Source organism: Bacillus sp. DWP3-1 (genome assembly GCF_049896565.1).
Classification (GTDB): Bacteria; Bacillota; Bacilli; order Bacillales; family Bacillaceae; genus Bacillus.
On sequence record NZ_JAFCUN010000005.1, the window covers coordinates 184,949 to 210,833 of the forward strand.

At 41.6% G+C, this 25,885-nt stretch carries 24 protein-coding genes and 1 pseudogene; 15 read left to right on the top strand and 10 right to left on the bottom strand.

Translation table 11 applies throughout. The features are described from left to right. Positions 1-68: 68 nt before the first annotated feature. Positions 69-518 (top strand): annotated as a pseudogene (locus ACP7A0_RS12715) (SMI1/KNR4 family protein); the annotation flags it as partial. Between the two features lie 132 nt (positions 519-650). Here the strand turns inward: ACP7A0_RS12715 and ACP7A0_RS12720 are convergent. Next, positions 651-1,415, bottom strand: a complete 765-nt coding sequence (locus ACP7A0_RS12720; RefSeq protein ID WP_060595719.1) for a MurR/RpiR family transcriptional regulator — start codon at positions 1,413-1,415, stop codon at positions 651-653. Positions 1,416-1,563: 148 nt separating this feature from the next. Between ACP7A0_RS12720 and ACP7A0_RS12725 the strand changes: the two genes are divergently transcribed. Together ACP7A0_RS12725 and ACP7A0_RS12730 are read left to right on the top strand one after the other, a co-directional pair. Next, on the top strand, positions 1,564-3,153 hold the full coding sequence (locus ACP7A0_RS12725) for an alpha-glucoside-specific PTS transporter subunit IIBC (RefSeq protein WP_375567033.1): 1,590 nt from the start codon (positions 1,564-1,566) through the stop codon (positions 3,151-3,153). A gap of 17 nt (positions 3,154-3,170) precedes the next feature. Then, positions 3,171-4,499, top strand: coding sequence for a 6-phospho-alpha-glucosidase (locus ACP7A0_RS12730; protein ID WP_375567034.1), 1,329 nt, complete (start codon positions 3,171-3,173; stop codon positions 4,497-4,499). A gap of 147 nt (positions 4,500-4,646) precedes the next feature. Here the strand turns inward: ACP7A0_RS12730 and ACP7A0_RS12735 are convergent, their stop codons facing one another. Further along, positions 4,647-5,021, bottom strand: coding sequence for a hypothetical protein (locus ACP7A0_RS12735; protein ID WP_106039467.1), 375 nt, complete (start codon positions 5,019-5,021; stop codon positions 4,647-4,649). A gap of 181 nt (positions 5,022-5,202) precedes the next feature. On the opposite strand from ACP7A0_RS12735, the gene ACP7A0_RS12740 reads away from it, so the two are divergent. Together ACP7A0_RS12740 and ACP7A0_RS12745 are read left to right on the top strand one after the other, a co-directional pair. Then, positions 5,203-5,640, top strand: a complete 438-nt coding sequence (locus ACP7A0_RS12740) for an Rrf2 family transcriptional regulator (RefSeq protein ID WP_034664606.1) — start codon at positions 5,203-5,205, stop codon at positions 5,638-5,640. Positions 5,641-5,704: 64 nt separating this feature from the next. Next, positions 5,705-6,619, top strand: coding sequence for an NAD(P)/FAD-dependent oxidoreductase (locus ACP7A0_RS12745; protein WP_426005394.1), 915 nt, complete (start codon positions 5,705-5,707; stop codon positions 6,617-6,619). 10 nt (positions 6,620-6,629) lie between these two features. Here the strand turns inward: ACP7A0_RS12745 and ACP7A0_RS12750 are convergent, their stop codons facing one another. Next, positions 6,630-6,839 carry a hypothetical protein gene (locus ACP7A0_RS12750; RefSeq protein WP_106039464.1) on the bottom strand — a complete coding sequence of 70 codons (210 nt, stop codon included), beginning with the start codon at positions 6,837-6,839 and terminating at the stop codon, positions 6,630-6,632. 98 nt (positions 6,840-6,937) lie between these two features. Between ACP7A0_RS12750 and ACP7A0_RS12755 the strand changes: the two genes are divergently transcribed. Next, entirely contained in the window at positions 6,938-7,600 is a 663-nt protein-coding gene (locus ACP7A0_RS12755) for a DUF3885 domain-containing protein (protein ID WP_426005396.1), read from the top strand. Between the two features lie 33 nt (positions 7,601-7,633). Here the strand turns inward: ACP7A0_RS12755 and ACP7A0_RS12760 are convergent, their stop codons facing one another. Continuing rightward, a complete protein-coding gene (locus ACP7A0_RS12760) occupies positions 7,634-8,962 on the bottom strand; it encodes a 6-phospho-beta-glucosidase (protein ID WP_034664592.1) in 1,329 nt (442 codons plus the stop codon). A 199-nt stretch (positions 8,963-9,161) separates the two neighbouring features. On the opposite strand from ACP7A0_RS12760, the gene ACP7A0_RS12765 reads away from it, so the two are divergent. Then, positions 9,162-9,893, top strand: a complete 732-nt coding sequence (locus ACP7A0_RS12765) for a MurR/RpiR family transcriptional regulator (protein ID WP_060595724.1) — start codon at positions 9,162-9,164, stop codon at positions 9,891-9,893. 17 nt (positions 9,894-9,910) lie between these two features. Here ACP7A0_RS12765 and ACP7A0_RS12770 read toward each other — a convergent pair whose 3' ends face one another. Then, positions 9,911-11,110 carry an MFS transporter gene (locus ACP7A0_RS12770; protein ID WP_375567037.1) on the bottom strand — a complete coding sequence of 400 codons (1,200 nt, stop codon included), beginning with the start codon at positions 11,108-11,110 and terminating at the stop codon, positions 9,911-9,913. A gap of 145 nt (positions 11,111-11,255) precedes the next feature. Between ACP7A0_RS12770 and ACP7A0_RS12775 the strand changes: the two genes are divergently transcribed. Beyond that, positions 11,256-11,735, top strand: a complete 480-nt coding sequence (locus tag ACP7A0_RS12775; RefSeq protein ID WP_060595726.1) for an aminoacyl-tRNA deacylase — start codon at positions 11,256-11,258, stop codon at positions 11,733-11,735. A 34-nt stretch (positions 11,736-11,769) separates the two neighbouring features. On the opposite strand, the gene ACP7A0_RS12780 is transcribed toward ACP7A0_RS12775, so the two are convergent. Continuing rightward, a complete protein-coding gene (locus ACP7A0_RS12780; protein WP_034664581.1) occupies positions 11,770-12,678 on the bottom strand; it encodes a LysR family transcriptional regulator in 909 nt (302 codons plus the stop codon). A gap of 103 nt (positions 12,679-12,781) precedes the next feature. On the opposite strand from ACP7A0_RS12780, the gene ACP7A0_RS12785 reads away from it, so the two are divergent. Next, positions 12,782-13,984: an MFS transporter gene (locus ACP7A0_RS12785; protein ID WP_060595728.1), complete on the top strand. Its 1,203-nt coding sequence runs from the start codon at positions 12,782-12,784 to the stop codon at positions 13,982-13,984. A gap of 64 nt (positions 13,985-14,048) precedes the next feature. Here the strand turns inward: ACP7A0_RS12785 and ACP7A0_RS12790 are convergent, their stop codons facing one another. Both ACP7A0_RS12790 and ACP7A0_RS12795 read right to left on the bottom strand, forming a co-directional pair. Continuing rightward, complete coding sequence (locus ACP7A0_RS12790) at positions 14,049-15,128, bottom strand: DUF3900 domain-containing protein (RefSeq protein ID WP_106031362.1); 1,080 nt, start codon at positions 15,126-15,128, stop codon at positions 14,049-14,051. Between the two features lie 198 nt (positions 15,129-15,326). After that, positions 15,327-15,476, bottom strand: coding sequence for a DUF1540 domain-containing protein (locus tag ACP7A0_RS12795; protein WP_003213883.1), 150 nt, complete (start codon positions 15,474-15,476; stop codon positions 15,327-15,329). Positions 15,477-15,831: 355 nt separating this feature from the next. On the opposite strand from ACP7A0_RS12795, the gene rfbF reads away from it, so the two are divergent. The 5 genes from rfbF to ACP7A0_RS12820 are packed head-to-tail and all read left to right on the top strand — an operon-like array spanning position 15,832 to position 20,613. Then, positions 15,832-16,596 (top strand): glucose-1-phosphate cytidylyltransferase, encoded by a 765-nt coding sequence (gene rfbF / locus ACP7A0_RS12800; protein WP_426005401.1) that lies wholly within the window; start codon positions 15,832-15,834, stop codon positions 16,594-16,596. A 4-nt stretch (positions 16,597-16,600) separates the two neighbouring features. Beyond that, complete coding sequence (locus ACP7A0_RS12805) at positions 16,601-17,572, top strand: GDP-mannose 4,6-dehydratase (RefSeq protein WP_025092661.1); 972 nt, start codon at positions 16,601-16,603, stop codon at positions 17,570-17,572. Between the two features lie 12 nt (positions 17,573-17,584). Next, positions 17,585-18,496, top strand: a complete 912-nt coding sequence (locus ACP7A0_RS12810) for a putative nucleotide-diphospho-sugar transferase (protein WP_060595731.1) — start codon at positions 17,585-17,587, stop codon at positions 18,494-18,496. Beyond that, a complete protein-coding gene (locus tag ACP7A0_RS12815) occupies positions 18,493-19,683 on the top strand; it encodes a glycosyltransferase family 2 protein (protein WP_060595732.1) in 1,191 nt (396 codons plus the stop codon). The genes ACP7A0_RS12810 and ACP7A0_RS12815 overlap by 4 nt, the downstream gene beginning before the upstream one ends. Beyond that, complete coding sequence (locus ACP7A0_RS12820; RefSeq protein ID WP_106037192.1) at positions 19,684-20,613, top strand: putative nucleotide-diphospho-sugar transferase; 930 nt, start codon at positions 19,684-19,686, stop codon at positions 20,611-20,613. A gap of 35 nt (positions 20,614-20,648) precedes the next feature. Here the strand turns inward: ACP7A0_RS12820 and ACP7A0_RS12825 are convergent, their stop codons facing one another. Together ACP7A0_RS12825 and ACP7A0_RS12830 are read right to left on the bottom strand one after the other, a co-directional pair. Next, positions 20,649-21,887, bottom strand: a complete 1,239-nt coding sequence (locus tag ACP7A0_RS12825) for an MFS transporter (RefSeq protein ID WP_375567041.1) — start codon at positions 21,885-21,887, stop codon at positions 20,649-20,651. Between the two features lie 134 nt (positions 21,888-22,021). Beyond that, a complete protein-coding gene (locus tag ACP7A0_RS12830) occupies positions 22,022-24,061 on the bottom strand; it encodes a penicillin-binding transpeptidase domain-containing protein (RefSeq protein WP_375567043.1) in 2,040 nt (679 codons plus the stop codon). A gap of 262 nt (positions 24,062-24,323) precedes the next feature. On the opposite strand from ACP7A0_RS12830, the gene ACP7A0_RS12835 reads away from it, so the two are divergent. Beyond that, positions 24,324-25,739, top strand: coding sequence for an SLC13 family permease (locus tag ACP7A0_RS12835; RefSeq protein ID WP_426005404.1), 1,416 nt, complete (start codon positions 24,324-24,326; stop codon positions 25,737-25,739). The last annotated feature ends 146 nt before the right edge of the window (positions 25,740-25,885 follow it).

Genomic DNA, 25,885 nt, shown 5'->3' on the forward strand with positions numbered 1-25,885 from the left:
ATAGGACTATTAAACTAGTCGTCTCAAATGGTAAGATAAGATAGAAATAACAATTGGAGGTATTTTATTTGAAATCATTTTGGGATAAAGACAGAGAAAGTGAAGAGACATTTAAGAAAATCAATGAGAAAGGAATTGCAAAAGCGGAAAAGAAGCTAGGCGTCATCCTGCCTGATACATATAAGAAACTTATTCTTGAACAAAATGGCGGTTATACCTTGCATAATGCTTTTCCAACGGACCAGCCGAATGGATGGGCAGAGGATCATGTGTCATTTGATCATTTAAGAGGAATTGCTAAAAATGAAGGCATTATGGATAGTGATTATTTAATAGAAGAATGGGAATTGCCTGAGGGACTTGTGCTGATTTGTGGGGATGGTCATACGTGGATTGCATTGGATTACAGAGAAACAAAGGAGCATCCGCCAATTCATTACTTTGATCTAGAATATGAGACGGATTTCAAATTAGCGGATTCGTTTGATGAACTGCTTGCTGGGCATTATACTGCTGAATAACATTGAGCAGTCATCACTTATTTCAGAAAAATATTTTGGTGTTTTTTGAGAGAGACAAAAGTGTCTCTCTTTTTTATGAAGCAAAATGAATTATTTCACCACTTCACCCCAAAACTGTACCTGTTATTTTTAAGTCCTATTATTCAATTGGTTCCTTTTCCACTCACTAAATTTTCTGACGATAATATCTACCACAATGTAAAATGGCAGAAAGCTGGAGTTGTCCACTTTGTTATACAAAGGAAACGGGGTGCTGCTTACATAGATGTTAAACATGGCATTTTGCGCAAGGAGGTTATTCCTCAATGTGGTCATGCTGATAAATTTGATATGTCTCGTTTTCACCAATTGAATGATTTGATCTAAATTCTTCGATTCGCCTGATAAAGAAATGATAAATAAAAGGTCATCCTCACCAAATTCAACGATTCCATCTGTTAAGTCTCGCTTACTTCGTAAAACTTGAGATTTCTTATGCAGTGACCATAACTGTCGTTGTACATCATTGGCCAAATCGAGCTGAGCTGTTCCTGTACCATAAATATAAATATACGGTGCGCGATCAATCAGTTGATTTAATTGATGAAAGTCCAACTGTTCCATATATTTCCTTGTCTGCTGGATATCTTGATCGAGCAGCTTCATTAAATCTTGTGTTGTTTCTTCAGTATGATTATTCAATTTCACATAAGACTTTAAGTCACTGTAGCCGTCGAAGCCTATTTTCTTGGCAAGCCGATGGATGGATGAGATGGAAGTATGAGCATAATGAGCAAGATCCTGAATTTTCATTGTCTTCATTTCTTCAAGGTGATCGTGAATCGTTTTAATAATGTGCAGATCATTCTTATTTAAATCTTCGAAGTATTCATTTACCAACTTGTCCAATATCATGCGATGTGCCCTCCAACATGAAAATATTTTCTTCCTGTGAAAATATAATCTAATGTTACAACTTGATTTCTAAATACGTCAAACCTATTGGTTTTTGAAAGCGCTCCCTTTACAGTGGTCTTATGGATCAAACAAAGGGGTTATGCTTATGAATGCAATCAAGCGATTTGGTAGTGCTATGGTAGTTCCTGTACTTTTATTCGCGTTTTTTGGTATTGTTGTAGGCCTTGCGACTTTATGTAAGAATCCAGCGATTATGGGGGAAATGGCTGCAGAAGATACGATGTGGTATAAGGTTTGGGCACTGATTGAAAGCGGGGGATGGACGATTTTCAATCATATGGAGCTGGCATTTGTGATTGGCTTGCCCATCTCTCTTGCAAAAAAAGCGCAAGCACGTGCTACGCTCGCAGCTTTGATGATTTATCTTGTGTTTAACAATTATATTCATGCTATTTTGACACTTTGGCCGTCCACTTTTGGTGTTGATTTATCGCAAGGTGTCGAGAATGTAGCGGGTGTAAAAGAAATTGCGGGTATACCTACGCTCGATACAAGTATCATTGGTGCGGTTATGATATCTGGAATCGTGATTTGGATCCATAATCGTTTTTATGATCAAAAGCTGCCTGAAATGCTTGGCATTTTCCAGGGGCTTGTATTTGTTGTCATCATCGGATTCTTTGTGATGATTCCTATTGCTTTTATCGTTGCTTTTGTATGGCCCTATGTTCAGCAAGGGATTCAATCTCTCCAAGGGTTCATGTCACAGTCTGGATATATTGGTGTCTGGCTGTTTCATTTCTTGGAAAGGGTGTTAATTCCAACAGGACTTCACCATTTTATTTATACACCTTTTGAGTTTGGTCCAGCGGCTGTAAATGGGGGGTTAAAACCATATTGGATTGCTCACTTAAATGAATTTGCGACCTCAACTTCCGATTTGAAAAATCTTTATCCATACGGATTTTTACTGCATGGAAATATTAAGATGTTCGGCTGTTTAGGGATAGCTCTAGCGATGTATTTTTCTACCCCGAATGAAAATAGAAAAAAGGTTTTGGCATTGGTGTTACCCGCCACATTAACAGCAATATTTGCCGGAATTACAGAACCACTTGAATTTACATTTCTATTTCTCGCACCTTATTTATTTGTGATACATGCACTTCTTGGAGCGACCATGGTGACAATCATGAATATGTTTGGTGTTGTCGGAATGATGGGTTCCGGGCTGATTGAAATAGCTGCATTGAACTGGATTCCGCTCTCTTCAAATCATGGAGGGGTTTATCTGATCCAAGCAATGATTGGATGTCTATTTACAGCATTGTATTTTGTCATATTTAGATGGATGATTGTGAAATTTGATATTCCATTACCAGGACGAAAACATGAGGAGGAGACGAGGCTATTTACAAAACAAGATTATGAGAATGCTAATAAAAAGGGTCATGACAAAAAGGAAGCGCCCGTTTATGCGTCTGAGTATGAAGAGAAAGCCGTTTATTTCTTAGAAGGCCTTGGCGGTAAAGAAAACATTAAAGATGTGACAAACTGTGCCACGCGTCTGCGTATTACAGTGTTTGACCCTAGCTTGGTGAAAGATAGGGAATACTTTACAAAAAATAAACGGGCACACGGAATGGCTAAGAGTGGTCAAAGCATTCAAATCATTGTTGGCTTAAGTGTACCGCAAGTGAGAGAGTCGTTTGAGACAAAACTTTCATTAGATTGAAAAAGGAGCTGGATATCATGAAAAAAACATTTAATATTACCATTGCTGGAGGCGGAAGTACATTTACACCAGGGATCATTTTGATGCTGTTAGACTATCTAGAGGAGTTCCCAATTCATACAATTAAACTCTATGATAATGATGAAGCTAGACAAAAAACGATTGCAGATGCATGTGAGATTATGTTAAAAGAACGAGCACCAGAAGTGCGATTACTGGCAAGCACGGACCCGGAAGAAGCCTTTACTCAAGTCGATTTTGTGATGGCACATATCCGTGTCGGCAAATATGCAATGCGAGAATTAGATGAGAAAATTCCATTGAAGCATGGAGTCGTCGGACAGGAAACATGCGGTCCAGGCGGAATAGCTTATGGAATGCGGTCCATTCCAGGTGTATTAGAACTTGTCGATTATATGGAAAAATACTCACCTGAAGCTTGGATGTTAAACTATTCTAACCCTGCAGCGATAGTAGCAGAGGCAACACGTAAGCTAAGACCGAATTCCAAGATTTTAAATATATGCGATATGCCAATTGGAATCGAAGAATTGATTGCAAAGAATTTAGGCTTAACTTCACGTAAAGAACTAGAAGTAGATTACTATGGTTTGAATCATTTTGGCTGGTGGACAGATATTAGAGATAAAGCAGGAAATAGCTTAATGCCTGAGGTGATTAAGCATGTAAGCCAGCATGGTTATGCAACAGATGGAACATCTGAACTAGAACAGCAGAAGAGCTGGAACAGCACATTAAAAAAGGCTAAAGATATTCAAGCACTTGATCCAAAAACGGTACCGAATACGTATTTGAAATACTATCTATTTCCAGATGAAGAAGTGGCACATTCAAATATAGAATTCACGCGTGCCAATGAAGTGATGGAGGGGCGAGAAGCTTTTGTTTTTAGTGAATGTCAGGCCATCATTGATAAAGGGAGTGCGAAGGAAACAAAGCTAACCATCGATGAACACGCTTCCTATATCGTTGATTTAGCAAGAGCCATTGCTTTTAATAAAAAAGAACGGATGCTGATGATTGTAGAGAACAATGGCGCCATCATGAACTTTGACCCAACAGCCATGGTCGAAATTCCTTGTATCGTTGGCAGCAGCGGTCCAGAAAAATTAGTGGTTGGAGAAATTCCTAGATTTCAAAAAAGTCTCATGGAGCAGCAAGTTGGCGTAGAAAAATTAGTAGTAGAAGCATTTGAAGAAGGTTCCTATCAAAAACTATGGCAGGCCATCACATTATCGAAAACGGTGCCGAGTGCTAAAGTAGCAAAAGATATATTAGACGACTTAATTTTGGCAAATAAAGCATTTTGGCCAGAGTTAACATAACATGAGAATAAGCAATATGGGCGTTACATCGCTCATATGCTTATTTGTTTTTTCAACCGATGTATTCCGCTTTTTTTGTGATGGCGACAAAGCGGTTTTCACTTGGTACTAAAAGACCCCCTCACCAAAAAGGGGGTCCCCAATTCCTTACTCTGCACTCTCCTCAACCTCACGGCTATCTTCTGTTTCACCAATATAAATAGGGCCGTTTGCGTGGTCGAGTCGGATTGGCCATTCGTATGGAATTTGAAGTCGTTTAGCAATACCTCTCCAGAATTTTGTAGAATCATATTCGAATTCTTGGAAGTCTTTTAATAAGTCTTTGTAAGACGAGCCATCAAATTGAATGAACATATCTTGAAGGCGCATGAACGCGACATGTCTCACTTCTAATGCTGCCGCAGCTTCCATTTCTTCTTCTGTTGCTTCACCAATGATTGTTCCTGCGGGCGGAAGCATGTCGTATACATTGAATTCCTCTTCTTCTTCTTCGTGTGCTGCATTGTGCTGTTGATCTGACATTTTCTTCACTCCTTCTAGTTTTCATCAAAATTTTATTCGTGCTTACCTTTATTATCGGAAGAAAATGCGAAATGTGGAATGAAAAAAGAAACAGATCCACAACACTTGCTTTTTCTTCTTGAATCTTTTATGATCAATTACAGATATAAAAGGTCTATAATAGATAGAAAGGAATGTTCCTATGAAATATTCTAAAGCGACCAACTATGCACTTCATACGATGGTGTTTTTAACTCTTGCGCCGAAGGGGAAAGCAATTGGCGTTGAGCCTCTTGCTAAAATGCAAGATCTTTCACCCACCTATTTATCTAAAATTTTAACAAAGCTTGTAAAGGCAGGATTGATTGAATCAACACCTGGTGCAAAAGGTGGTTACGCCATTATGAAACAGAAGGAAGACATTTCGTTTTTAGACGTCATTCAGGCTGTAGAAGGGCAAACGAATTTGTTTCGCTGTTCTTTAGAGCATGATTCTTTCATGCCTCATGATGACTGTTTGATTGAACAGGTCATGCAGGATGTTGAAACAAAAATGCAGGAGACGTTAAGTCAAAAGCGGTTAGTTGATATTGCAAGCCAAATTGAGCAGACAGAAAAGAATCCATTTTTCAACATGTGATTTTTTTGAACTAATTATAGATATTAAGAGTCTTTAAAATCTTTGATAAAAAGGAGAGATTTACATGTTATTAGATTGTGCCATTATCGGAGGCGGGCCAGCCGGATTAAGTGCAGCACTTGTTGTGGGGCGGGGCAGAAAACAGGTCATTGTATTCGATGACGAGATGCCAAGAAATCGAGTGACACAGAAATCACATGGATTTATTACAAACGATGGAATGACACCGTTTGAGATCAGACAAGCGGGAGAGGCAGATATTCAAAACTACCCTCATATCCAAATAAAGCGAAGCAGAATTGTTGAGATACAAAACAATGAGGACAACTTTACGTTACTGACACAAGAGGGAGAAAGATTCGAAGCGAAGAAAATCATATTGGCAACAGGACTTCAGGATATACTGCCAGAGATTAAGGGAATTCATGACGTGTATGGAAAGACGTTGTTTAGCTGTCCTTTCTGCGATGGCTGGGAGCTAAAGGACAAGCCGCTTGCCCTAATTGCTGAGAATCCACGCGCCTTGCATATGGCTAAACTTCTTTCCAATTGGACAAAGGATTTGATCGTGTTTACGAATGGGCAGCAAGTGTTTGCTGAAGAGGATAAGGCACTGCTATCAGCACATTCTATTCAAGTCACTGATGTACCGATTATGTCAATTCATCATGAGAATGGACAAATGCTCTCTCTACACCTTACGAATGGAGAAACGGTGAAAAGAGAAGGCGGATTTGTCGCAAGTGAATTCAAGCAGTCAGCTCCATTTGCTGAAAAACTAGGCTGTCAAATGACGAAAAATGCGGGCATTGAAACAGATATTCTTGGACGTACAACCGTCAGCGGTGTCTTTGCATGCGGTGACAATTTAGGCGGCCCTGCTCAGCTTGTACTTGCAGCAGCTGCGGGAAGCCAGGCAGGAATGGGCGTCATCCATGAACTTGTGCAAGAGGAATTTCAACAAAAAACATCTCTATGAAAAGAGATGTTCAGCGATGAGCGGTTTTCCGTTTTGCTAAGACGTGAGCTGCCCATTCAAAAAGTGCGTAGATGACAAAGAAGATAAGGATCCAGCTGCTGGCATCGACCCATACATTGGTGATATGAATGATGTTCGCCTGATCAAGTCCAGTCTGTACCCACATAGTGATCAGTGCTGTAAGGAACACTTGTAAAAACCTTGTTGATGTTTTTTTCAATTGGTCACACCTCCATCTCTTTCCATCATATAAGAAATGACAGTTTATTTCCAATTGTTTTCCCATAAGTTTCAACGGTAAAATAAGAAATAAAGCCAATGAAAGGAAAGCAAATGAGCCATCAAACCAATAGATTTTTAAAAAATCATTTCCCTGATCTTATCCTCACACCGTCCCTTTTTTATCAATGGCCTTTTGGGCTTCGCTTTGAAGTGGCAGATTGGTCATTAGGAGAAGAATCAGTTGTATTAGAAAAAGCAGGGGATCGTGCTTTGAAAATTGTCAGATATGCTTTTGATCCAGAAAACGATATTCTGTTTGTCACGGATGTCTATACGCAGCATGAACATGAATTAACGAAGCAAAAGCTCCTAGTTTATCAGAAATATGTCCGCCAGCAAGTACGCAATCGATTGCGTCACGAGCTTTTGACCTATGTTAGACCAGAATTAGATGAGCCACTGACATTGGAGAGATTTACCTTAACTTGTCAGCTGCAAGATATCCGATTACGCCCACTTCTACAAGCCATATGCCAAGAGGATTTCTATGCACCGAATCAAATTATGAACGGGAAGCTTGGTTATGAAATTTATCTCATCAATCTCACAAAACAGATGATTTTCCACTTATATGATGATCGAGGCTGTGATCTTATTGCGGCAGATGCTGAGCGTCTTCGGCCAGTCTATGAGGGCTTACAGCACTGGCTATTAGACTATGATCGTGCTCAGATGGACCGGCTGTTTGCAGCGAAATAAGAAAACCGCACTTTTGACAAGTGCGGTTCTGTTTTATGCTTCTACTTTATTGAAGAACTGTGGTAAATATTCTTTGTGTGCTTCTAGCATCTCATCTAGGATGCTTTTTGCAATCGCATCAGATGGGACTAGCGGGTTGATCGTCATTGCGACAAGTGCTGTGTTGTAATCGCCTGTCACGGCTGCTTCAGCGGCAACACGTTCAAAAGATTTAATTTGAGAAATAAGTCCTTTGACTGCGACAGGCATCTCGCCAACAGCGATTGGTTTAGGACCGTCTTTTGTGATGACACAGTTCAGTTCAACGGCAGAATCATTTGGAATGTCACTGATGGCACCATTGTTGATGGTGTTCACCGGCTGAATGTCGTGCTTGTCGTTATAAATGGATGCAATCAAGTTACAAGCCGCATCACTGTAGTAAGCACCGCCTCGTTTTTCAAGCTGTGGCGGTTTGATATCAAGATCAGGATCTTTGTAAAGCTCGAACAGGTCATTTTCTAGTGCACGAACGACTTCTGCACGAGTTCCTTCATTCTCTGCTGCTTTCTTTTCTTCAGCCAGCATATCACTTGTTTTGTAGTAGTAGCGGTGATATGGACATGGAATGACGCCAAGCCCTTTTAAGAAATCTGCATTCCACGGAATGGCTTGAATGTTGTTCATCGACATGCTGGAGTTTGGATCTGCCATGTCTTCGATGACTTGATCCATGATGCTTTTGCCATCTAAGAATACATTGAGTCCAAAGACCATATGGTTTAATCCAGCAAAGCTGACTTCGACTCTGCTTGCGTCGACATCAAGTCCTTTGGCGATTCCCATGCGAATACCGATTGGCACGTTGCATAAGCCAACGACTTTGCGATGGTTTGAATAGCGAAGAACGGCTTCTGTGACCATACCAGCTGGGTTGGTGAAATTCACAAGCCATGCGTCTGGGCACAGTTCTTCAATATCTTTGACAATATCAAGAATGACTGGAATGGTGCGAAGTCCTTTGAATAGACCTCCTGGACCATTCGTTTCTTGACCAATGACATCATATTTTAAAGGAATGCGTTCATCCTTCATACGTGCTTCAAGAAGTCCGACACGGAATTGTGTTGTAACGAAATCAGCGCCCGCAAGCGCTTTCCGGCGATCTAATGTTAAATGAACCTCGATTGGAAGTCCTGCTTTTTTCACCATTCGTTTTGCAAGATTTCCGACGATTTCAAGCTTTTCTTTTCCTGCTTCAATATCGACAAGCCAAAGCTCGCTAATCGGAAATTCATCGTATCGTTTAATAAATCCTTCTACAAGCTCTGGTGTATAGCTTGATCCTCCGCCAATTGTGACAACCTTTAATCCTTTTGCCATGTGCTGCACCTCCGAATAATGTAACGCGCAATGTTATAATAGAGAAAAGCCAATTCTTTTGTCTGTACATCTATAGCTTATCGTGAGAGCATCTAGTGCGTAAATGACTTCAGCGTCTTTAGGCAAGGGTGTCTCATTTAGAGATTTGTTACATAAAAGAAACACATTGTGACATGCTGTTGGAGAAAGGGGAAGTCAGATGTTTTCAAGTGAGGTCATTTCCAGCTTTAATGAACTAGAAAGCGCTTTATACCGATACATCATGGAAAACAGTGAAAAGGTCGTGTATATGAGAATTCGGGATTTAGCAGATGCTGCCCATATTTCCACCTCGTCAGTCCTTCGCTTTTGCCGAAAAGTGAATTGTGAAGGCTTTTCAGAGTTTAAAGTGAAACTCAAAATGTATTTAGAATCAGAGCAAACTCCTACTTTAAAAAGCACACAGCACTTTCTATATGAATTTATTGAACGCACACTGAAAGGGGACTTTGAAGGGAAAATTAAGGAGGCAGCAAGGCTCATTGCCGATGCAAAAAATGTGCTGTTTATCGGAACTGGCAGCTCTGGTATTTTGGCACAGTATGGGGCGAGGTATTTTTCGAGTCTTGAGAAATTTTCATTTTACATCAATGATCCGTTTTTCCCGATGAATATGCAGTATTTAGACAATAGTGTCACCATTGTGCTGTCTGTATCAGGGGAGAACCGTATTACGATTGATCATATTTCGAAGTTAAAAAGAGAAGGAAGCAAAATCATTAGTATTACAAACAATCAGCACTGTACGATTTCGCGCATTTCCGATTTAAATATTGCTTATTACGTGACAGACGAACGGGTTCACAGAGCCAATATTACGACACAGACGCCAGTTGTGTATATTTTAGAAGCGATGGCTCGTGACATGTTCGCGATGTTAAAGAAAAAGTAAAAGAGCCGCTGCATGAATCAGCCGCTCTTTTTTTTCTGTCTCATAAAAGCGAGGATGGCAATCCCCGAACAGATGAGCACAAACAAACCGCCTAGCAAATACACAGTCCTCGCTCCGAATGCATCTGCAATCAATCCAACAAAGAAAATAGATAAACCGACAGATACAGAAGAAAGGACGTAATGAGCCGAGTACACCTTTGATAAATCTCGGACGGGCGTTTCCGTTTGAAGAATGGTTTGCTGCGAAACATCTCGAATTTGATAAGCAGGCCCCATCAAAATGCAAAGCAGCAAAGCAAGCCACGGCAGGCTATTCAGTGAAAAGACAATAGTCAGCACTGCATAAATGAATGAACCAGCTGCCATAAAGAGAAGAAGCTGCTTTTGAATCAACCGGCTTATCCACGTAGCCAAGAGCCCGCCTAGAATGGCGCCTGTATAATAAGCGGCGTTGATAAAACCCCACCATTCCTCACTTTCGTTTAAATCATGGGTGACAAAGGCAAGGGTAATCGCCCCGATCCACACAGCGCCCGCCATATTTTCACAAACATCCATAAAGGTCAGAGTGCGAATCGTTTTATTTGTCCAAATAATCGCCCAGCCATCCTTGAAACTGTTCATCTTATTTGCTTTTCGAACCGTGTCTTCTTGCTTGAGAAGAGGAAAAACAGGGATGAAAAACAAATAAGACAACACAATCATGAAACAAGTAATCCACATTAAATAAAAAGGACCAATCAACAGGACGAGCATTCCAGTAAACGAATAACCGGCGATTTGCACCGTTTGATGAAAAATGGAGGCTGTACTGTTCGCTTTCACAAGCTGATTTGCTGGCACAAGCATCGGCATGATGGCCTGTAATAAAGGACTAATGACTCCACCTGTGATGGAAATGAGAATAAGCGCACCAAACAGCCAGACCATATGCTGCTGAAAGAAATGAAATTGGGATGTAAACACGATGAGCATCACAAGACGTAAAAGCGGGACCCATTTCAACAGCCGGCCCGCTTGAAAGTGATCTGCCAAAACAGGAGAGATGAGCCCAGCTAATAGCTGGCATAATGTTCTTATTAGCGGAAATAAAGCCGCATACGCAACAGATTGTGTATCTTGATAGATCACAAACGTGATCGTCATCACAAATAGAATATCACTTAGCATGAGAAGGCTTTTACTGCCTGTATAATACCAAAACTTGTTTCCCATATCCAACCGGCTCCTTTTCAAAAACAAGTTCAGTATAGCATGGTGATGAAGGACCTAGAGGCTTTTCATTGAAAAATACATCTTAAGGATGAGAGGATTGTGATAAGCTAAATGAAAGACATCGCAAGGAAAGGGGTTCAAATCAATGAAAGTACTACCGGCACATGAATTCTTGAATCAGCACAGCATCCCATATGAGATCAAAGCATTTTCTTCCGAAACAGAGAAGGGAGCAGCAAATGTAGCAGCAGCCCTTGGTTTTCGTGAAAGACAAATGATCAAAACATTGATTTTTGAAACAGGGGAAGGGGAGCAGCTGCTTGTGATGGTTGGCGCAGACCAGCATATTAAATCAGGGAAACTAAAGAAAGCGGCCGGCTCCCGTAATATTAAAATGGCATCACCAGAGAAGGTTCTGGAAGTGACGGGCTACCGAATTGGCTCGATACCGCCATTTTGCTGGCAGCCAGAAGGCTTCCGCACCATCATCGAAGCTTCGTTATTAGAGGAAGAGGTATTAGGCGTTGGAGCAGGCGAATGGGGAAATGAAATCCTCATCACACCAGAACAATTAGTGAAAGCCTCAAAGGCTGTACCGTATGACATTGTTCAACCAGCCGAATAGAAAAAAAGTGCCTGTTTCTTATGCAGGCACTTTTTTAATTTGCAGCAGGCGCCTTAAATGGACCGATATCTTTCATTTGCAGAAAGGCATCCACTGTTCTATTTTCTTCAAGATCATTCGCCCGTTTGCAGATAACAACGGGTCTGACGATTTCTATGCCTTCGATATATACGCGCCCAATCTCTTTCCGCTTGAGACTGCCTTGAACCGCATCACGGGGAACAAGTGTGATCCCATAGCCAGCTTTGATCATTTGAATCGCTTCATGAACACCGCTGAATTGTAAATCAACAGTCGGTTTTTTAATTCCTTTCGAGGTGAAAAGGGAAAAGAGCTTATCTCTTGTGGAGCTGCCTTCTTCACGCATTAAAAAAGGCTCCAGGCTCAGGCGCTCTAGCGGGACGGTTTTTCCGTTTAACGGATGGTCTGCTGGCACAATAAAATCATAGCTTAAATTCGTCAAATGGGAGGTAACGATCTCCTCATGATCCAAATCTTCAATTACAGCGATGGCCACATCTGATTCATATTGAAGCAGGCTGTCTATCACTTGAGCGGAGTTTCCGCTTTTTAATTCAATTTCTGTCTGTGGTGAAGACGATTTAAAAGCAGCGAGCCAATCAGGCAGTAAAAAGTTGAGTGGTACGTAGGTAGAAGCGATGCGGAGGCGTCCCTTTTTCCCGTTTTGTAATAGTGTGATCTGATATTCTACTTCCTTTTCAGCCTCGAACACTTGCCGGGCATAAGGATACAGCATCTTTCCCATTTCTGTGAGCGCAATTCCTCGGCCGTTTCGTTTAAAAAGGCGAAAACCGATCTCTCGTTCAATGCTTCTAAGCTGAGCCGTCACAGCTGGCTGTGTCAAAGATAGTGCGTCTGCTGTTTGTGTGACGCTTTTAGTCTCTGCGACCTTTGCAAAAATCCGAAGGGCATGTAAATTCAACTTTGCACCACCTATCAATTATTTTAATGGTTTAATCAAAAACATTCATTAGATTTATTATAAAGCATCCCTTATCGTAAAGATAGCGAAGGGGGAAGGGAAAATGGATCATCGTCAAAAGCAAGTTGTGTCAATATCGCTCATCACAGCATTTGCACTTATTGGGGATTCAATGCTCTATATTGTTCTTCCAGTCTATTGGAAAGAGATTGGTTTATCATCTATTTGGGAGGTCGGGTTACTGCTGTCCATCAACCGATTCATTCGCATTCCGCTAGCGCCTGTCGTTTGGTGGCTCTATCGCTATATCCCAATGAAGACCGGTGTATTAATGGCGATTTTGATCGCGTCAGTGACCACGGCATTATATGGGATGAGTGGTTTTTGGCTGCTGCTGATCTGCCGCTGCGCATGGGGGCTTGCTTGGACGTTACTCCGTATGAGCGGGATGAGGGTTTTGGCTGAAATGGACGAAGGCTCACAAGGACATTTGACGGGTCTTTATAATGGGCTTTACCGGCTTGGCAGTTTATTTGGTATGTTATTTGGCGGGATTTTCGCCAGCTTGTTCGGCTTCCAGTCCATGACGCTTGTCTTTGGTTTACTCACATTGATAGGGTGCGTTTTTTATGTATCTTTGGATGAAATTGAAAAGAGAGAAGGCACGCAGATGTATCATGGCATCAAACAGAAGTGGTTTGCACGAGATGTTGTAAAAGTACTGATAACAGGCATGCTGGTCGCACTTATTATACAAGGTTTATTCGCATCCACGCTGAGTCATGTCATTGAAGCAAAGATCGATCAGGATGAATTTGCTCTATTTGGCTTTGTCATCGGAGCTTCGGCTTTAAGCGGTGTCATTCAAGCAATCAGGTGGGGGTGGGAACCATTTGTCGCACCGAGAACAGGCAAATGGTTTGATCGGCTTGTGATGAAGGAACGAATGCTAAGCTGGATGTTTCTTTCATTTGGAGGGCTCAGTTTTCTTGGGGTCATGCTGAAGGTAAGCGGCTGGTTCCTATTGATGCTGCTTTTGATTCAGCTGCTGGCAACGATTGTAACAACGTTCACCGATACACTTGCCTTTCAAAAAGCCTCTGCTCAAACAGATAAGAACCGCTTTCTCGCAAGCTATTCTTTTGTTCAAGATATGGGTGCTGCTTTAGGGCCTTTGTGCGGATATACGTTGATTCAGTTTTTCGGAACAAACAGTGTCTTTTGGCTGATGCTCATCATAAGCTTAATGCTTGTCAGCATGTGGGCAAGAGGCGGGCAGCTGCATGTTTCTTCTGGTGCAGTGTAAAAAATGAAGCGTTATATAAAAAAACTGCCTCATGCAGCTGATCGCAGGAGGCAGTCATATTCTCTTATTCTATGTCTGAATCGTAGGCTTTTTGCGTCAGGTGGCTGACCACCTCTTTTAATCCATTTGGTTTATGGAATTCAACAGGTGTGCTTCCTTTTTCGAAGACGATTTGGTCTGCTTCAACGAGCAAGACATATCGATTGTTGACCTTCGCAATATGGATCGAGTGGCCAAAGTCCGCGAGAAGTCCTTTGATTTCAGTTTCACCTAGACGCATTTTCATTGTGATATCAGGGGTTTGTTCCACAATGTGAGAAGCTGCTAGTGTGACCTGTTCTGTATCGAGTGTTTCTCTAATTTCTCGTTTTTCACTCGCTTCCCATATTTCAAGATCCTCTTCGAACTGCTTTAATTCTTCACTTTCATCCTGTAATGTTTCAAATACTTGTTCCTGCACCATATTCATGACCTGTGATTTCATGATTTCAGGCATAGATTCCCCGTATTCGACGAATTTCAGAAAGTCCTCAAAATAACGCGCATGTGAGGATTGGTGAATTTTCACTTCGGCTTCCTCTGTCATGCCCTCTTCTGGCATAAACGGGTATTGAATCGATTTCATGTTTTTTGTTGTAATGGCCATTTCGACTTTTTTGATCAAGGTAGATGTATCAGCGATAGAAGCCACTTTCTGTTCAAAATCGCATTTCATAATAAAGACAAAGGAGTCATCGAAGTACTTTTTAGGGACGGCAGACGCAACTAAAAAAACGCCGCCTCTGACAGCACTTGTATCTAAATACGTGCGAACAAACTGTTCGCTGCATTCATTAAATACTTCTTTTGTATCGGCAAATCTCGTCTGATGAAATAAATTGTAGTTTGGATTTGAATCGAGTTCATGACCGGGTTCGACAATGAATCGGCCAATTTTGGTCGGTACTTGTTCTGATTTAGGGTGTCTGTCCACTTTTCGTTTGACGATTTTTTTTAGCTCACCATCTAAAAAGTCCTTCAGCTCACTTTGTTCAAATTCCTCTTGATCTAATGTTTGATAATGCTTGAACCGTTTATTTGCTTGTTCATCTTTGCCTTCGATTTCTACGACAAAGAATGATAGAAAACGTATCGTAAAATCCATTGATTGGTCACCACTTTTTCTTCTTCGGATATGTTGAGTATAGAAAAAGGAGTGAAAATCGTCAACGAATGGAGAAATATCGTGTCATTATTTCCCGAGAAATGTTTAGTGAAAAACACTTGATAATAATTATCATTCTTGATAGAATGATAAAAGAAAAGAAGGAACCTGCCAGTTCCTTCATCTCAGAAAAACAACTTATTTTGTTTCAAATGTTTCGCAATCAGTTTCGGCATTGCGAGTCACATCAGTCATTGTGTTTTTACCAATTTTAATGGTAGAAGCAGTACAGCTGTTATCAGCCCAAAAACGGCAAGAGTTCACTTCACAAAGTACGTTTTGTGCCATGGGAATTCACCTCCGTGATTCATATTGAGAATGAAGCAAGCTGCCACTTGAATTCATTCCATCTAGTAGTCTCTTTATAAAAAGAGGCTGTTTGTGCTGATGATGCACATGTTTATCATACCATCTACCCTGATAATATACAATTTAAACTTTGAAAGAGCGAGAATACAAATCTCGCTCTTTTTTTATTTGTAAAAATAGTTAAATGCTAGGTGGCACCATCTCTCATTTCGACATATGAATAGAGTAGATTCAAAACCTGATGTCGGACAAAGTCTGAGGGTACATGTACTGATTTTCCGCATAAAGATAAGGTTTTCAATCAAAAATTTTCATAGAGAGATGAGGGGAGAAGATGAAAGCAGTCATTCTCTGCGGAGGAAAGGGAACGAGAATGAGTGAGGTCACACAAGCGCTTCCTAAACCACTTGCTATGATCGGAGATCGGCCTATTCTATGGCATATTATGAAAATCTATCAGTATTACGGAGTAGATGAGTTTATCTTATTGCTTGGATATAAAGGAGAGAAGATCAAAGAATATTTTCTGAACTACGACTGGCGGCATTACAGCATGCAGCTGGATATGGCAACAGGAGAAATGAAGCTTTTAGGAAAGTTAGAGAACTGGAAAATCACCTTTTTAGATACGGGTGAGGAGACGATGACAGGCGGACGGTTAAAGCAGGCACAGGACTACATTGGGGATGAGACATTCATGATGACGTATGGTGATGGACTTGCCAATATCAATATGTTTCATCTGCTGAAGCGTCATCAGGATCTTGGGGCTGCTGCGACTGTCACAGGAATTGAAAAGAAGTCACAGTACGGGACGTTGAAGGTATATAACGGGATGGCACAATCCTTCTCTGAGAAGACAGACAGTATCGGGATGATCAATGGAGGATTTTTTGTGTTGTCTCCAAAGGTATTTGACTATTTGACAGACGATGATCAATGCGTGTTTGAAGCGGAGCCTCTTCAAAATCTGGCGAATGATGGAGAGCTTGCGGTTTATGAACACCACGGATTTTGGACAGCGATCGATACGTATAAGAACCTGAAGGAAATCAATGGCATGTGGACAAATGGAAAACAACCATGGAAGGTTTGGTGACGGCATGAGCGGATTTTGGAATGGGAAAAACGTATTTGTGACTGGATGTACAGGACTATTGGGAAGCTATCTCGTCAAGGAATTGATTGATCAAGGTGCAAACGTAACTGGACTTGTGCGTGATCAGGTGCCTCGATCGAATTTATATCAAGGCAGTCAATTCGAAAAGATGAATGTGGTGCAAGGTGCATTGGAGGATATGCAAACGATTGAACGTGCGTTAGGAGAATACGAAATTGATACTGTCTTCCATTTGGCGGCGCAGGCCATTGTTGGGGTCGCAAATAGACACCCTGTTTCTACATTTGAAGCCAATATTTTAGGGACATGGAATGTACTGGAGGCTTGCAGAAGACAGCCGCTGATTAAACGAGTCATCGTTGCATCAAGTGACAAAGCATACGGCGATCAGGAGCAGCTTCCATACGATGAAGATATGCCGTTAAATGGGAAACATCCGTATGATGTATCGAAGAGCTGTGCAGATTTAATTTCTCACACGTATTACAACACATATGGTCTTCCGGTTTGTATTACACGCTGCGGCAATTTATACGGGGGCGGGGATTTAAATTTCAACAGAATCATTCCGCAAACCATCCAGCTTGTGCTAGAAGGAAAGGCACCTGAAATTAGAAGTGATGGGACATTTATTCGTGATTATTTCTACATTGAAGATGCGGTCAAGGCTTATTTGCTGCTAGCTGAGAAGATGGAGGAAAAAGGGCTCGCTGGAGAAGCTTTTAATTTTAGTAATGAAATTCAGCTGACGGTGCTTGAGCTCGTGGATAAGATTTTAAAGGCAATGGGCAGTGAACTGAAGCCGCGTATTTTAAACCAAGGAACGCATGAGATTAAGCATCAATATTTGTCGGCAGAAAAGGCGAGAAAGCTGCTTGATTGGAAGCCTGACTATTCCATTGATGAAGGTTTAGAGAAGACGATTGAATGGTACCGCGAATTCTTTCAAAAATAGAGGTGTAAGTAGATGAACAGCATATATTGTACGGTTCTATCAAGTGGAAGACTTTATCAAGCCATTGCGTTTTTCTTATCATTGAAGCAAGTAGAAGATGATGCTGTCATCAAGACGTTATGTATGGATGATGCTGCATTTGATCTGCTTCATCAAATGAATTTTCCTCATGTCGATCTTGTTCATGTACGGGAGCTCGAAACGCCGGAGCTGCTGGAGAAAAAAGAGGAACGGGATGCCTCGGAATATTGCTGGACATTAAAGCCGATTTGGATTGAGTGGTTATTTGAACAGGAGCAGGCAGAGGGCGTAACCTATCTTGATGCGGATTTATTTTTTTATGAGAGCCCGAAAGCGATTTTTCAACATCAGCCGGATGCCTCTGTTTTACTCTCGAGAGGGGATATTGTGATTCCGAGCTTCGATCCTGAGGAAGTGAAGATGCTTCAGAAGCTTTTAGGACGATATAACTCAGGCTTCCTGTATTTTAAAGGAGATGAAGCCGGCCGGAAATGCCTCAGTTGGTGGAAAGAAGAATGCTTGAAGGAATGCAAAAATGCGCCGGGAGAAGGCAAGTTTGGCGATCAAGGATATTTGGATCATATGCCGAAGCTGTTTGAAAAAGTGGAAGATATTCAAACAAAAGGCGTGAATATTGGTCATTGGAACTATGGGCAGCATTCTTATCGGGAAGAGAATGGACGTATTTTGCTGGACGATGGGCATCCGCTCATTTGCTATCATTTCAGCGGCTTTCGCATCGTGAGCAAGGATGAGATGCAGCAAATTCATGAAAAAGGGAGAAATGATCTGCCGTTTTTCCAAGAAGCCTATCGAAACGTGCTGCGCCATGTGATTGAATCTGTTGAGAAGGTCGATCCGCTGTTTAACGGCTATGCCAAATTGGAGGGGGATGACGCATGAATGAGAAGCCAAAGGTAAGCGTCATTATTCCAAGCTATAATGCCAAAGAGCGTTTAGAAGGGAGTCTTTTTTCCTTAACGCTTCAGGATACGGATATTCCATTTGAGGTGATTGTCGCTGATAATGGGTCAACGGACGGCACGATGGAAATGCTTGAGAACATTGAGGTGAATTTCCCGTTTAAAAAGGTACGTATTCCTGTCAATCAAGGGATTGCCAAGGGTCGCAATCATGCCATTCGCGAGGCGGAGGGAGACCTGCTGATATTCCATGACAGCGATATGCTGGCAGAGCCGCAATTTATTCAAAAGCATGCGGAGGCACATGCTGTTCATGAGGACCTTGTGATTTGTGGTGTATGCTGGAAGCGGATTTATCGTTATTTTTACGAAGCATTTGATCAGGATCATATCAATCGGTTGAAAAAGCAAGGCTTGTATAAGCGGAAAATGAAAGATAAAACGCCTCTTTTATCAATGAAGGAAGTTGAAAATGGTGGATTTCTAGAGAAAAGCTTCGATTTGCAGTCTGAGTTTATTGATATTCTCAAAGACATTTTGCGCACGTATAACTATGATTTAGGCTCTTATGAGCTGCCGTGGCGATTTTTTATTACGAATAACTCCTCTGTCAAACGTAAGCATGTCATGGCACTCGGGATGTTTGATGAAAATATCGTTCGGTACGGGTTTGAGGATTATGATTTAGGAATTCGTCTGCATCAGCTTGGTCTCTCGTTTGAATTGCGAGAGGATATCATGAGTGTGCATCAGGAGCATCCAAGTAATTTAACGTCATTTGATGACATCAAATATAACATTTTGTATATGTGCGAGAAGTACAACAATATTGATGCCATTGATGTCCATTTGGCTTTCTCTGGTCCATTTTCTCACACCGTCACAAATGACATTGTGAAAGAGGTCCGGCAGCTGCGTGAAAATCCGGCATTCGATGGTCTGCTTTCTTATTTTTTAGAGCTGCTTCATTTGATCACAGAGCGGAATGTAGGCATCAAACGCGATAAAAAAGATCAGCTGACAGCAAAGCATGTCCCTTTGAAAAAGCTGTCAGAAGCAGCGCAGCTTGCACGGCAGGAATATGGCTGCACAGTGCTTGTAGAAGCCATTCAAGGGCTGACGAAAGAGCTATTACGCGTTGATTTGTTTCAAGTGGATGTGTTATAGATGGCGTCTTATCATTTTACAACCATTGTGTCGAATACCCATATTTTTAAGCTTTTGGCGCTGATTCATTCGCTTGAACAAACCGCCCATTCATTCAAGTTGTCGGTTTTATGTGCGGACCCTTTGGCTTACAAGGTGTTAAGTGAATTCCCTCATCCGCACGTTCAATATGAACAGCTTGAAGACATTGAAGATGACACGCTGCGAAAGGCAAAAGATGATCGGACGTTCCATGAGTATTGCTGGACGTTAAAGCCTGCTTTTCTGCTCAAAATCCTTGAGTCCTCAGAAGCGGATTATCTCGCCCATTTGGATACGGATTTGTATTTTTATCATGATCCAGAGGCGGTATTTGCAGAGAATCCGCTCGCTCATTTATTTTTGACGGATCATATGAATTCCAAGCGGTTCTATCACTTTTATGAGTTGTCTGGCCGCTTTAATACTGGATTTGTCGGCTGCCGCAACACAGACGTTGCCAAACAGGCGGTCACACAATGGAAGGAAAACTGTCTTGCACACTGTACAGTAGAAATGGATACAGAAAATAAGACTTATGGAGATCAGCGGTATGTTGAAAGATGGATCGATGATTTTGAAGGGGTCCATGTGGTGACATCTAAAGGAGCCAATGCCGCCATTTGGAATATTGAAAACTACAAGTTTTCAGTTGTGAAAGGGGATATGTATCTCGACGAATGTCCACTCTTGTTCTATCATTTTTCTGCCTTTACGATCATTGATGAGAATACCTTTAATCTTAATTGGTATTACTATATGACAGAACAAAATCTAGTGGATCATCTATATATTCCGTATGCCGATTTGGTTCATCAAAAAATTAAACAGGTGCAAAAGGTCTTTCCAGAATTTCAGCAAGGGTTTATTGCAAAGAAGCACGTTCCTGACACGCATTTTTATGAGATATGAAAAAACCGCTCAATAACTGAGCGGTTTTCTCCTTTTTATGATTCATTCCATTTGGAGATGGTTTGATCGCTAGGTAGTAAGAAGGCCAGGATGCCTAATATCGGTAAAAAGGCGACTCCGATCATGGTAGGCGTTAAACCGAAGGCATCAATGAATGAGCCTAGAGCGACTGATCCAATTGCACCCATACCAAACGCAAGCCCAACAGTTAAACCAGACATTGTGCCAATTTTCCCGGGAAATAGTTCTTGAGCATAAACGACTGTGACAGAGAAGCTTGATGTCAGAATGACCCCAATTAGTCCAAGTAAAACATAAGCAAAAACAGGTCCGGCAAATGGCAGCAGCAGGGCAAGTGGAAAGGATGCCAATAAGGAAATTAAAATCACGGTTTTCTTGCCGAAGCGGTCTGCAAGCGGCCCGCCTAAAAATGTCCCTATTGCACCTAGAATGAGAAATAAGAAAATATAAGTCTGTGATTCTTTAATCGTCAATCCATATTGTTCAATCGCATAAAACGCATAGAAATTCGATATCGCATTCCCATACCAAGAGCGGGCAAAGATGAGAAAGACGATGATGCCAAGTGCTGTGAGTGCTGACTTACGATGAAGTTCAGATCTTGCAGCTTTTGCTGGAGCCTTTTTCGCTTGAGCTCGAATGGTTTGAAGTCTTCCTGCGTACCATCTTGAAATATAAAGAAGGAAACCGACAGCAATCATTCCAACAATCGTAAACCAAGCCACGCCTGGCTGACCGAGAGGGACGAGCATTAATGCAGCGATCAGCGGAGCAAAGGCTTGACCTGTATTTCCGCCTACTTGATAGATGGACTGTGCAAGTCCTCGTCTTGGACCAGCTGCCATGTTGGCAACACGAGAGCCCTCTGGATGGAAAATTGCAGAGCCGAGTCCGATAAAGACAACGCAAAGCAAAATGGTGGCAAAGGAAGGCGCAAACGCAAGCCCGAATATACCGACAGCACTAGAAAATAAAGCAATCGGGAGTGCATAAGGCATCGGCCGTTTATCTGTATACCACCCAATAGCGGGCTGCATGACGGAGGAGACCATATTTAATGTAAAGGCAATCAGCCCTAATTGTGTAAAGGTCAGCCCCATTGAGCGTTCTAAAATAGGGAACATCGCAGGAATAACGGCTTGCAATGTGTCGTTCAGCATATGGCAAATGCCAATAATCAATAAAATGGGGTAAACCGTTGATCCGGTGACAGAATTTTGAGGTTTATCCTTTGTACGAGCAGCAATAGCCAATGAGACTTCCTCCTTTCATTCAACTGTTTTCTATTTTGCATTCTTCTCATTTTATTCATAAGGTGAACTATAAAACAATAGCAAATTGTCATGATTTAGAAAAAAGAGACACAAGTGCTTGTGTCTCTAAAGGGTTATTGATAAAAAGATGCGATCACAGGCTTCATTTTTTGAATGACGAGTCCGCTTCCGCCGCGGTTTTTCACACCTTCAATCATGCCGACGAGGACGTAATCTTCTTTTTTAGGATTAAATGCAAGTAAAAATCCATTTTCAGAACCGTCTGTTGCCCCTTGTTTGCTCTTCAGCTCTGCCGTTCCTGTTTTAGCGGCAATATCAGCTCCTTCAATTTGTAAGGAGTGAGCTGTACCGTTTGGACTGGTCACGACCTGAGTCAGCGCGTCTTTCACTGTGTTTGCCGAGTCTTCTTTGATGATTTGTTTTGGTGATGCTGTTTTTTCATCTTGAACGACTCGAGGATAGACAAGCTTGCCTCCTGTTGCAAATGGAGAATAGGCATGTACTTGTTCAATCGGTGACATGAGTAATTCGCCTTGGCCATATGCTGAGTCAGCAAGTAAGATGTCCGATTGAATGCCGTCGTTTGATACTTGTGCTGGTTTCATTGTAAATGGCATGTGCAAATCTTCGCCAAATCCAAATGCTTTCACTTTTTTCTCATAGGTGTCTTTGCCAATTTCCAGTGCTTCCTGTCCGAAGTAAATATTATCTGAGTACACGAGGGCATCAACCATATTTACGTTTTCTTTATCGTGAACCCGTGTAATTCGATAATTGCCCCATGATTGATCCTTTTGCCATTTCAGTCCATGAATGGTGCGTACTTTATTTGGCTTTGTGACACCTGTTTCCAACCCGATGGCTGCTGTAATGGTTTTGAATGTAGACCCTGGTGCATACCGGCTCGCATACCGGGCTTGGAATGGGAGGTCTGGGTTTTCGCTGTATGCCTGATATTGTTTAGGTGTGATCCCGTTTGTCATAAGATTGACATCGTAGGAAGGGGTGCTGACAAGCGCTAATAGATCCCCTGATGATGGATTCATGATGGTGACGGCTCCTTTTTCACCTTTCAGCTGTTCATAGGTTTTTTTCTGTAAAGAAGCATCAATGGTCAGCTTCACTGTTTTTCCATCTTTTCGATCTGATTTTTGCAATGTTTCTTCAATGCCTGTTTCATCATGGACGATCAGAATGCTTCCGCCATCTTGTCCGCGCAAGTTTTTGTCAAACGTAAATTCAAGGCCGGTTTTGCCGATGATTTGATCTGCTTTTAATGCCGGATTTCTTTTGATATCATCTGCATTTGCTTTTCCGACATAGCCGGTGAGATGGGCGGCGGCTTCGTTATAAGGATAGTAACGCATTTCCTTCGATTGATAGGTGACGCCTTTTATATCCTTTGGAATCGGCTTCTGTTCTACCATTGATTTGAGCGGGACAAACGTGTCGTCTGTGACCCATGCTTGTTTCAGCTGGTTGTCGATTAGTTCTTCATCTATATCAAATGCCTTGCTGATTTTTTTGATATTGCGTTCTTTTTCTTTCCCTGTCCCGAGTTTACCTGGGATGATGCCAAGTGCGTTTCCACCAGTTGTTTCTGCCAGCGTACGCCCTTTTCGGTCTACAATGTTTCCACGGACAGCAGGGTCTGATTTGACTTTGATAGTATCTCCCTTCTCCATTTGCGGGAAGATGAGATTTGGCTTCCAGTCCACTTTCCACTTGTCATCTTCTTCTGAGAGAACGCCCTTGTAAGAAAGCTTGTGCAGCTTGCCAAAAGACGTTTTCATTGTCACATCATAGGAAAATTGATACCCATTTCCTTTGTCCTGTTTTTCGACGTTGAGCTTTGATATGTTCAGATCATAAGCACCAATTCCGTTAAAGATATTGTCATATTTTTCGGCTAGTTGTTTTTTTGAGAAGTCATTGGCTTTCAAAGACGTACTCGTTACCTCATCAGCCAGCTTCGTAAAGTCTTTCTTCTCCAATTGTTTCGTAAAGGATTGAGCCGCTTTTAAAGCCTCTTTTTCTTTTGAGAAAAGAGTATCTTTTAAGAAAAAGAGAGCAGCTGCTATCACGATGATGCTAAGAAGAGGAATAATGAATTTTTTCTGTTTCCAAAATGATTTTCTTTGATCCTTATACAATGAAAACACCTCAATTTTTGATTAGATCTTCTATATTTTACAGTGATTGCACATGATTTGTATAGTTTCTCCTATGAAAATAGACCAAGGCATCATGTCATGGTATTGGAAATGGGAGTAAAATGACAGCTGTTTTTATGAAAGATATCTTCATTTTTTCATATGATTTAAAGGATTTCTTAAGAGATCATCGAATGTGGAAAATTAGAAAAAATATGACAAGCGCTTTCAATAGGGGGGAATTGTTATCGTTTATAAAAAAGTGAATGTAATTGGACTTATTCTTGGACCGACACTCTTCTTGCTCGTTCTGTTTCTCATACCTGAAGATGAATTGACCTATGCTGCGAGGGTAGTCTTGGGCATTACGGCTTGGACGGCAACATGGTGGGTGACAGAAGCACTGCCCATACCTGCAACATCTTTATTGCCCATCATCCTACTGCCGACACTTGGCGGGCTTTCTATGGAACAGACATCAAGGGCTTATGGAGATCCGATCGTTTTTATGTACATGGGAGGATTTATGATTGCTATTGCCATTGAAAAATGGAACTTACATAGAAGAATGGCCTTACACATTTTGAGGGTGATTGGCACAAGAAGTGATCGCATTGTATTAGGTGTCATGATCGCGACTGCTTTTTTATCTATGTGGATTTCGAATGCAGCGACAGCCCTGATGATGCTCCCAGTGGCACTTGCAGTGATTAAAGAGGTCAAGGCTAATGAAATCTTATCTGGTCCATCTCTTGATCGATTCAGTAAAAGCATCTTATTGTCGGTTGCGTATTCAGCGTCAATTGGTGGTCTAGCAACACTTGTCGGATCTGTGCCAAATGCGGTGTTTGCTGCGATGTCAAAAAAACTGCTAGATCGGGAAATTATGTTTTTTGAATGGTTTTTGTTTGGTTTTCCTGTTGCGATGATTCTGCTCATTCTCTTATTTCTGTATTTGACCAAGGTACAGTTCAAGGTAGAGCACACAGGTGAAATGAGTGTAGCGTTCATTCGAAAGGGATTAGAGAATTTAGGAAAAATGAAACAAGAGGAAAAATGGGTGTTTGTTGTTTTTCTCATGACGGCGTTTTTGTGGATTTTTAAGCTCTTTTTGTTTGGAGGGATCACCGTATCTGATACGTCTATCGCCATTTTCGGTGCCATGCTGTTATTTCTCATTCCAGCAACAAATGGAGAGAGAATATTAGAATGGCAGGATATGAAACAGCTGCCGTGGGGGCTTTTGCTTTTGTTTGGAGGTGGGCTTTCGCTCGCTATGGGCTTTGCAGAAACCAATCTAACGGGATGGATTGGGGAAAATCTACAGCATTTAAATGGGCTTTCGTATATCGTGCTGTTGATCATTTTAACGGGAGCGATTTTGTTTATGACTGAAATTATGTCGAATACAGCTGTTGCCAATATGATTATTCCGATTACGGTAGGGCTTGGGCTTGCGATTGGTATGGAGCCATATGGGTTAATGGCTGCGGCTGCTTTGGCTTCTTCATGTGCGTTTATGCTGCCGATCTCCACACCGCCAAACGCCGCTGTCTTTAGTGCGGACGTGCTGAAAATATCTGATATGGTCAGGGCAGGCTTTTGGTTAAATATCATCAGTATTGTGGCGATTGTCCTTGCGGTGTATTTCTGGCTCCCGATTGTGTTTAAAAGCTGAGCGGGTTAAGAAGATGGCTTTGATCGAATCGAGACCGTCGGTGTTTTTGTTTCTTTTGGCTTCGGTGGTGGTGTGGATTTTTTGATGTGAGTGTCCTTTGGCGTGTAATAAGCGTGTTAGATCCAGACATGGTGGACTCAAATTCA

What these genes read in the sequence shown, in the direction of transcription:
- ACP7A0_RS12760 (WP_034664592.1), bottom strand. Translation starts at nt 8,962, where the DNA reads ATGGCAAAAGGATTAAAGGTTGTCACAATTGGCGGAGGATCAAGCTAT.
- rfbF (WP_426005401.1), top strand. Translation starts at nt 15,832, where the DNA reads ATGAAAGCAGTCATTCTCTGCGGAGGAAAGGGAACGAGAATGAGTGAG.
- ACP7A0_RS12730 (WP_375567034.1), top strand. Translation starts at nt 3,171, where the DNA reads ATGAAAAAAACATTTAATATTACCATTGCTGGAGGCGGAAGTACATTT.
- ACP7A0_RS12720 (WP_060595719.1), bottom strand. Translation starts at nt 1,415, where the DNA reads ATGATATTGGACAAGTTGGTAAATGAATACTTCGAAGATTTAAATAAG.
- ACP7A0_RS12815 (WP_060595732.1), top strand. Translation starts at nt 18,493, where the DNA reads ATGAATGAGAAGCCAAAGGTAAGCGTCATTATTCCAAGCTATAATGCC.
- ACP7A0_RS12725 (WP_375567033.1), top strand. Translation starts at nt 1,564, where the DNA reads ATGAATGCAATCAAGCGATTTGGTAGTGCTATGGTAGTTCCTGTACTT.
- ACP7A0_RS12765 (WP_060595724.1), top strand. Translation starts at nt 9,162, where the DNA reads ATGTTTTCAAGTGAGGTCATTTCCAGCTTTAATGAACTAGAAAGCGCT.
- ACP7A0_RS12810 (WP_060595731.1), top strand. Translation starts at nt 17,585, where the DNA reads ATGAACAGCATATATTGTACGGTTCTATCAAGTGGAAGACTTTATCAA.
- ACP7A0_RS12820 (WP_106037192.1), top strand. Translation starts at nt 19,684, where the DNA reads ATGGCGTCTTATCATTTTACAACCATTGTGTCGAATACCCATATTTTT.
- ACP7A0_RS12805 (WP_025092661.1), top strand. Translation starts at nt 16,601, where the DNA reads ATGAGCGGATTTTGGAATGGGAAAAACGTATTTGTGACTGGATGTACA.
- ACP7A0_RS12745 (WP_426005394.1), top strand. Translation starts at nt 5,705, where the DNA reads ATGTTATTAGATTGTGCCATTATCGGAGGCGGGCCAGCCGGATTAAGT.
- ACP7A0_RS12770 (WP_375567037.1), bottom strand. Translation starts at nt 11,110, where the DNA reads ATGGGAAACAAGTTTTGGTATTATACAGGCAGTAAAAGCCTTCTCATG.
- ACP7A0_RS12795 (WP_003213883.1), bottom strand. Translation starts at nt 15,476, where the DNA reads ATGGCACAAAACGTACTTTGTGAAGTGAACTCTTGCCGTTTTTGGGCT.
- ACP7A0_RS12775 (WP_060595726.1), top strand. Translation starts at nt 11,256, where the DNA reads ATGAAAGTACTACCGGCACATGAATTCTTGAATCAGCACAGCATCCCA.
- ACP7A0_RS12735 (WP_106039467.1), bottom strand. Translation starts at nt 5,021, where the DNA reads ATGTCAGATCAACAGCACAATGCAGCACACGAAGAAGAAGAAGAGGAA.
- ACP7A0_RS12740 (WP_034664606.1), top strand. Translation starts at nt 5,203, where the DNA reads ATGAAATATTCTAAAGCGACCAACTATGCACTTCATACGATGGTGTTT.
- ACP7A0_RS12755 (WP_426005396.1), top strand. Translation starts at nt 6,938, where the DNA reads ATGAAAGGAAAGCAAATGAGCCATCAAACCAATAGATTTTTAAAAAAT.
- ACP7A0_RS12790 (WP_106031362.1), bottom strand. Translation starts at nt 15,128, where the DNA reads ATGGATTTTACGATACGTTTTCTATCATTCTTTGTCGTAGAAATCGAA.
- ACP7A0_RS12785 (WP_060595728.1), top strand. Translation starts at nt 12,782, where the DNA reads ATGGATCATCGTCAAAAGCAAGTTGTGTCAATATCGCTCATCACAGCA.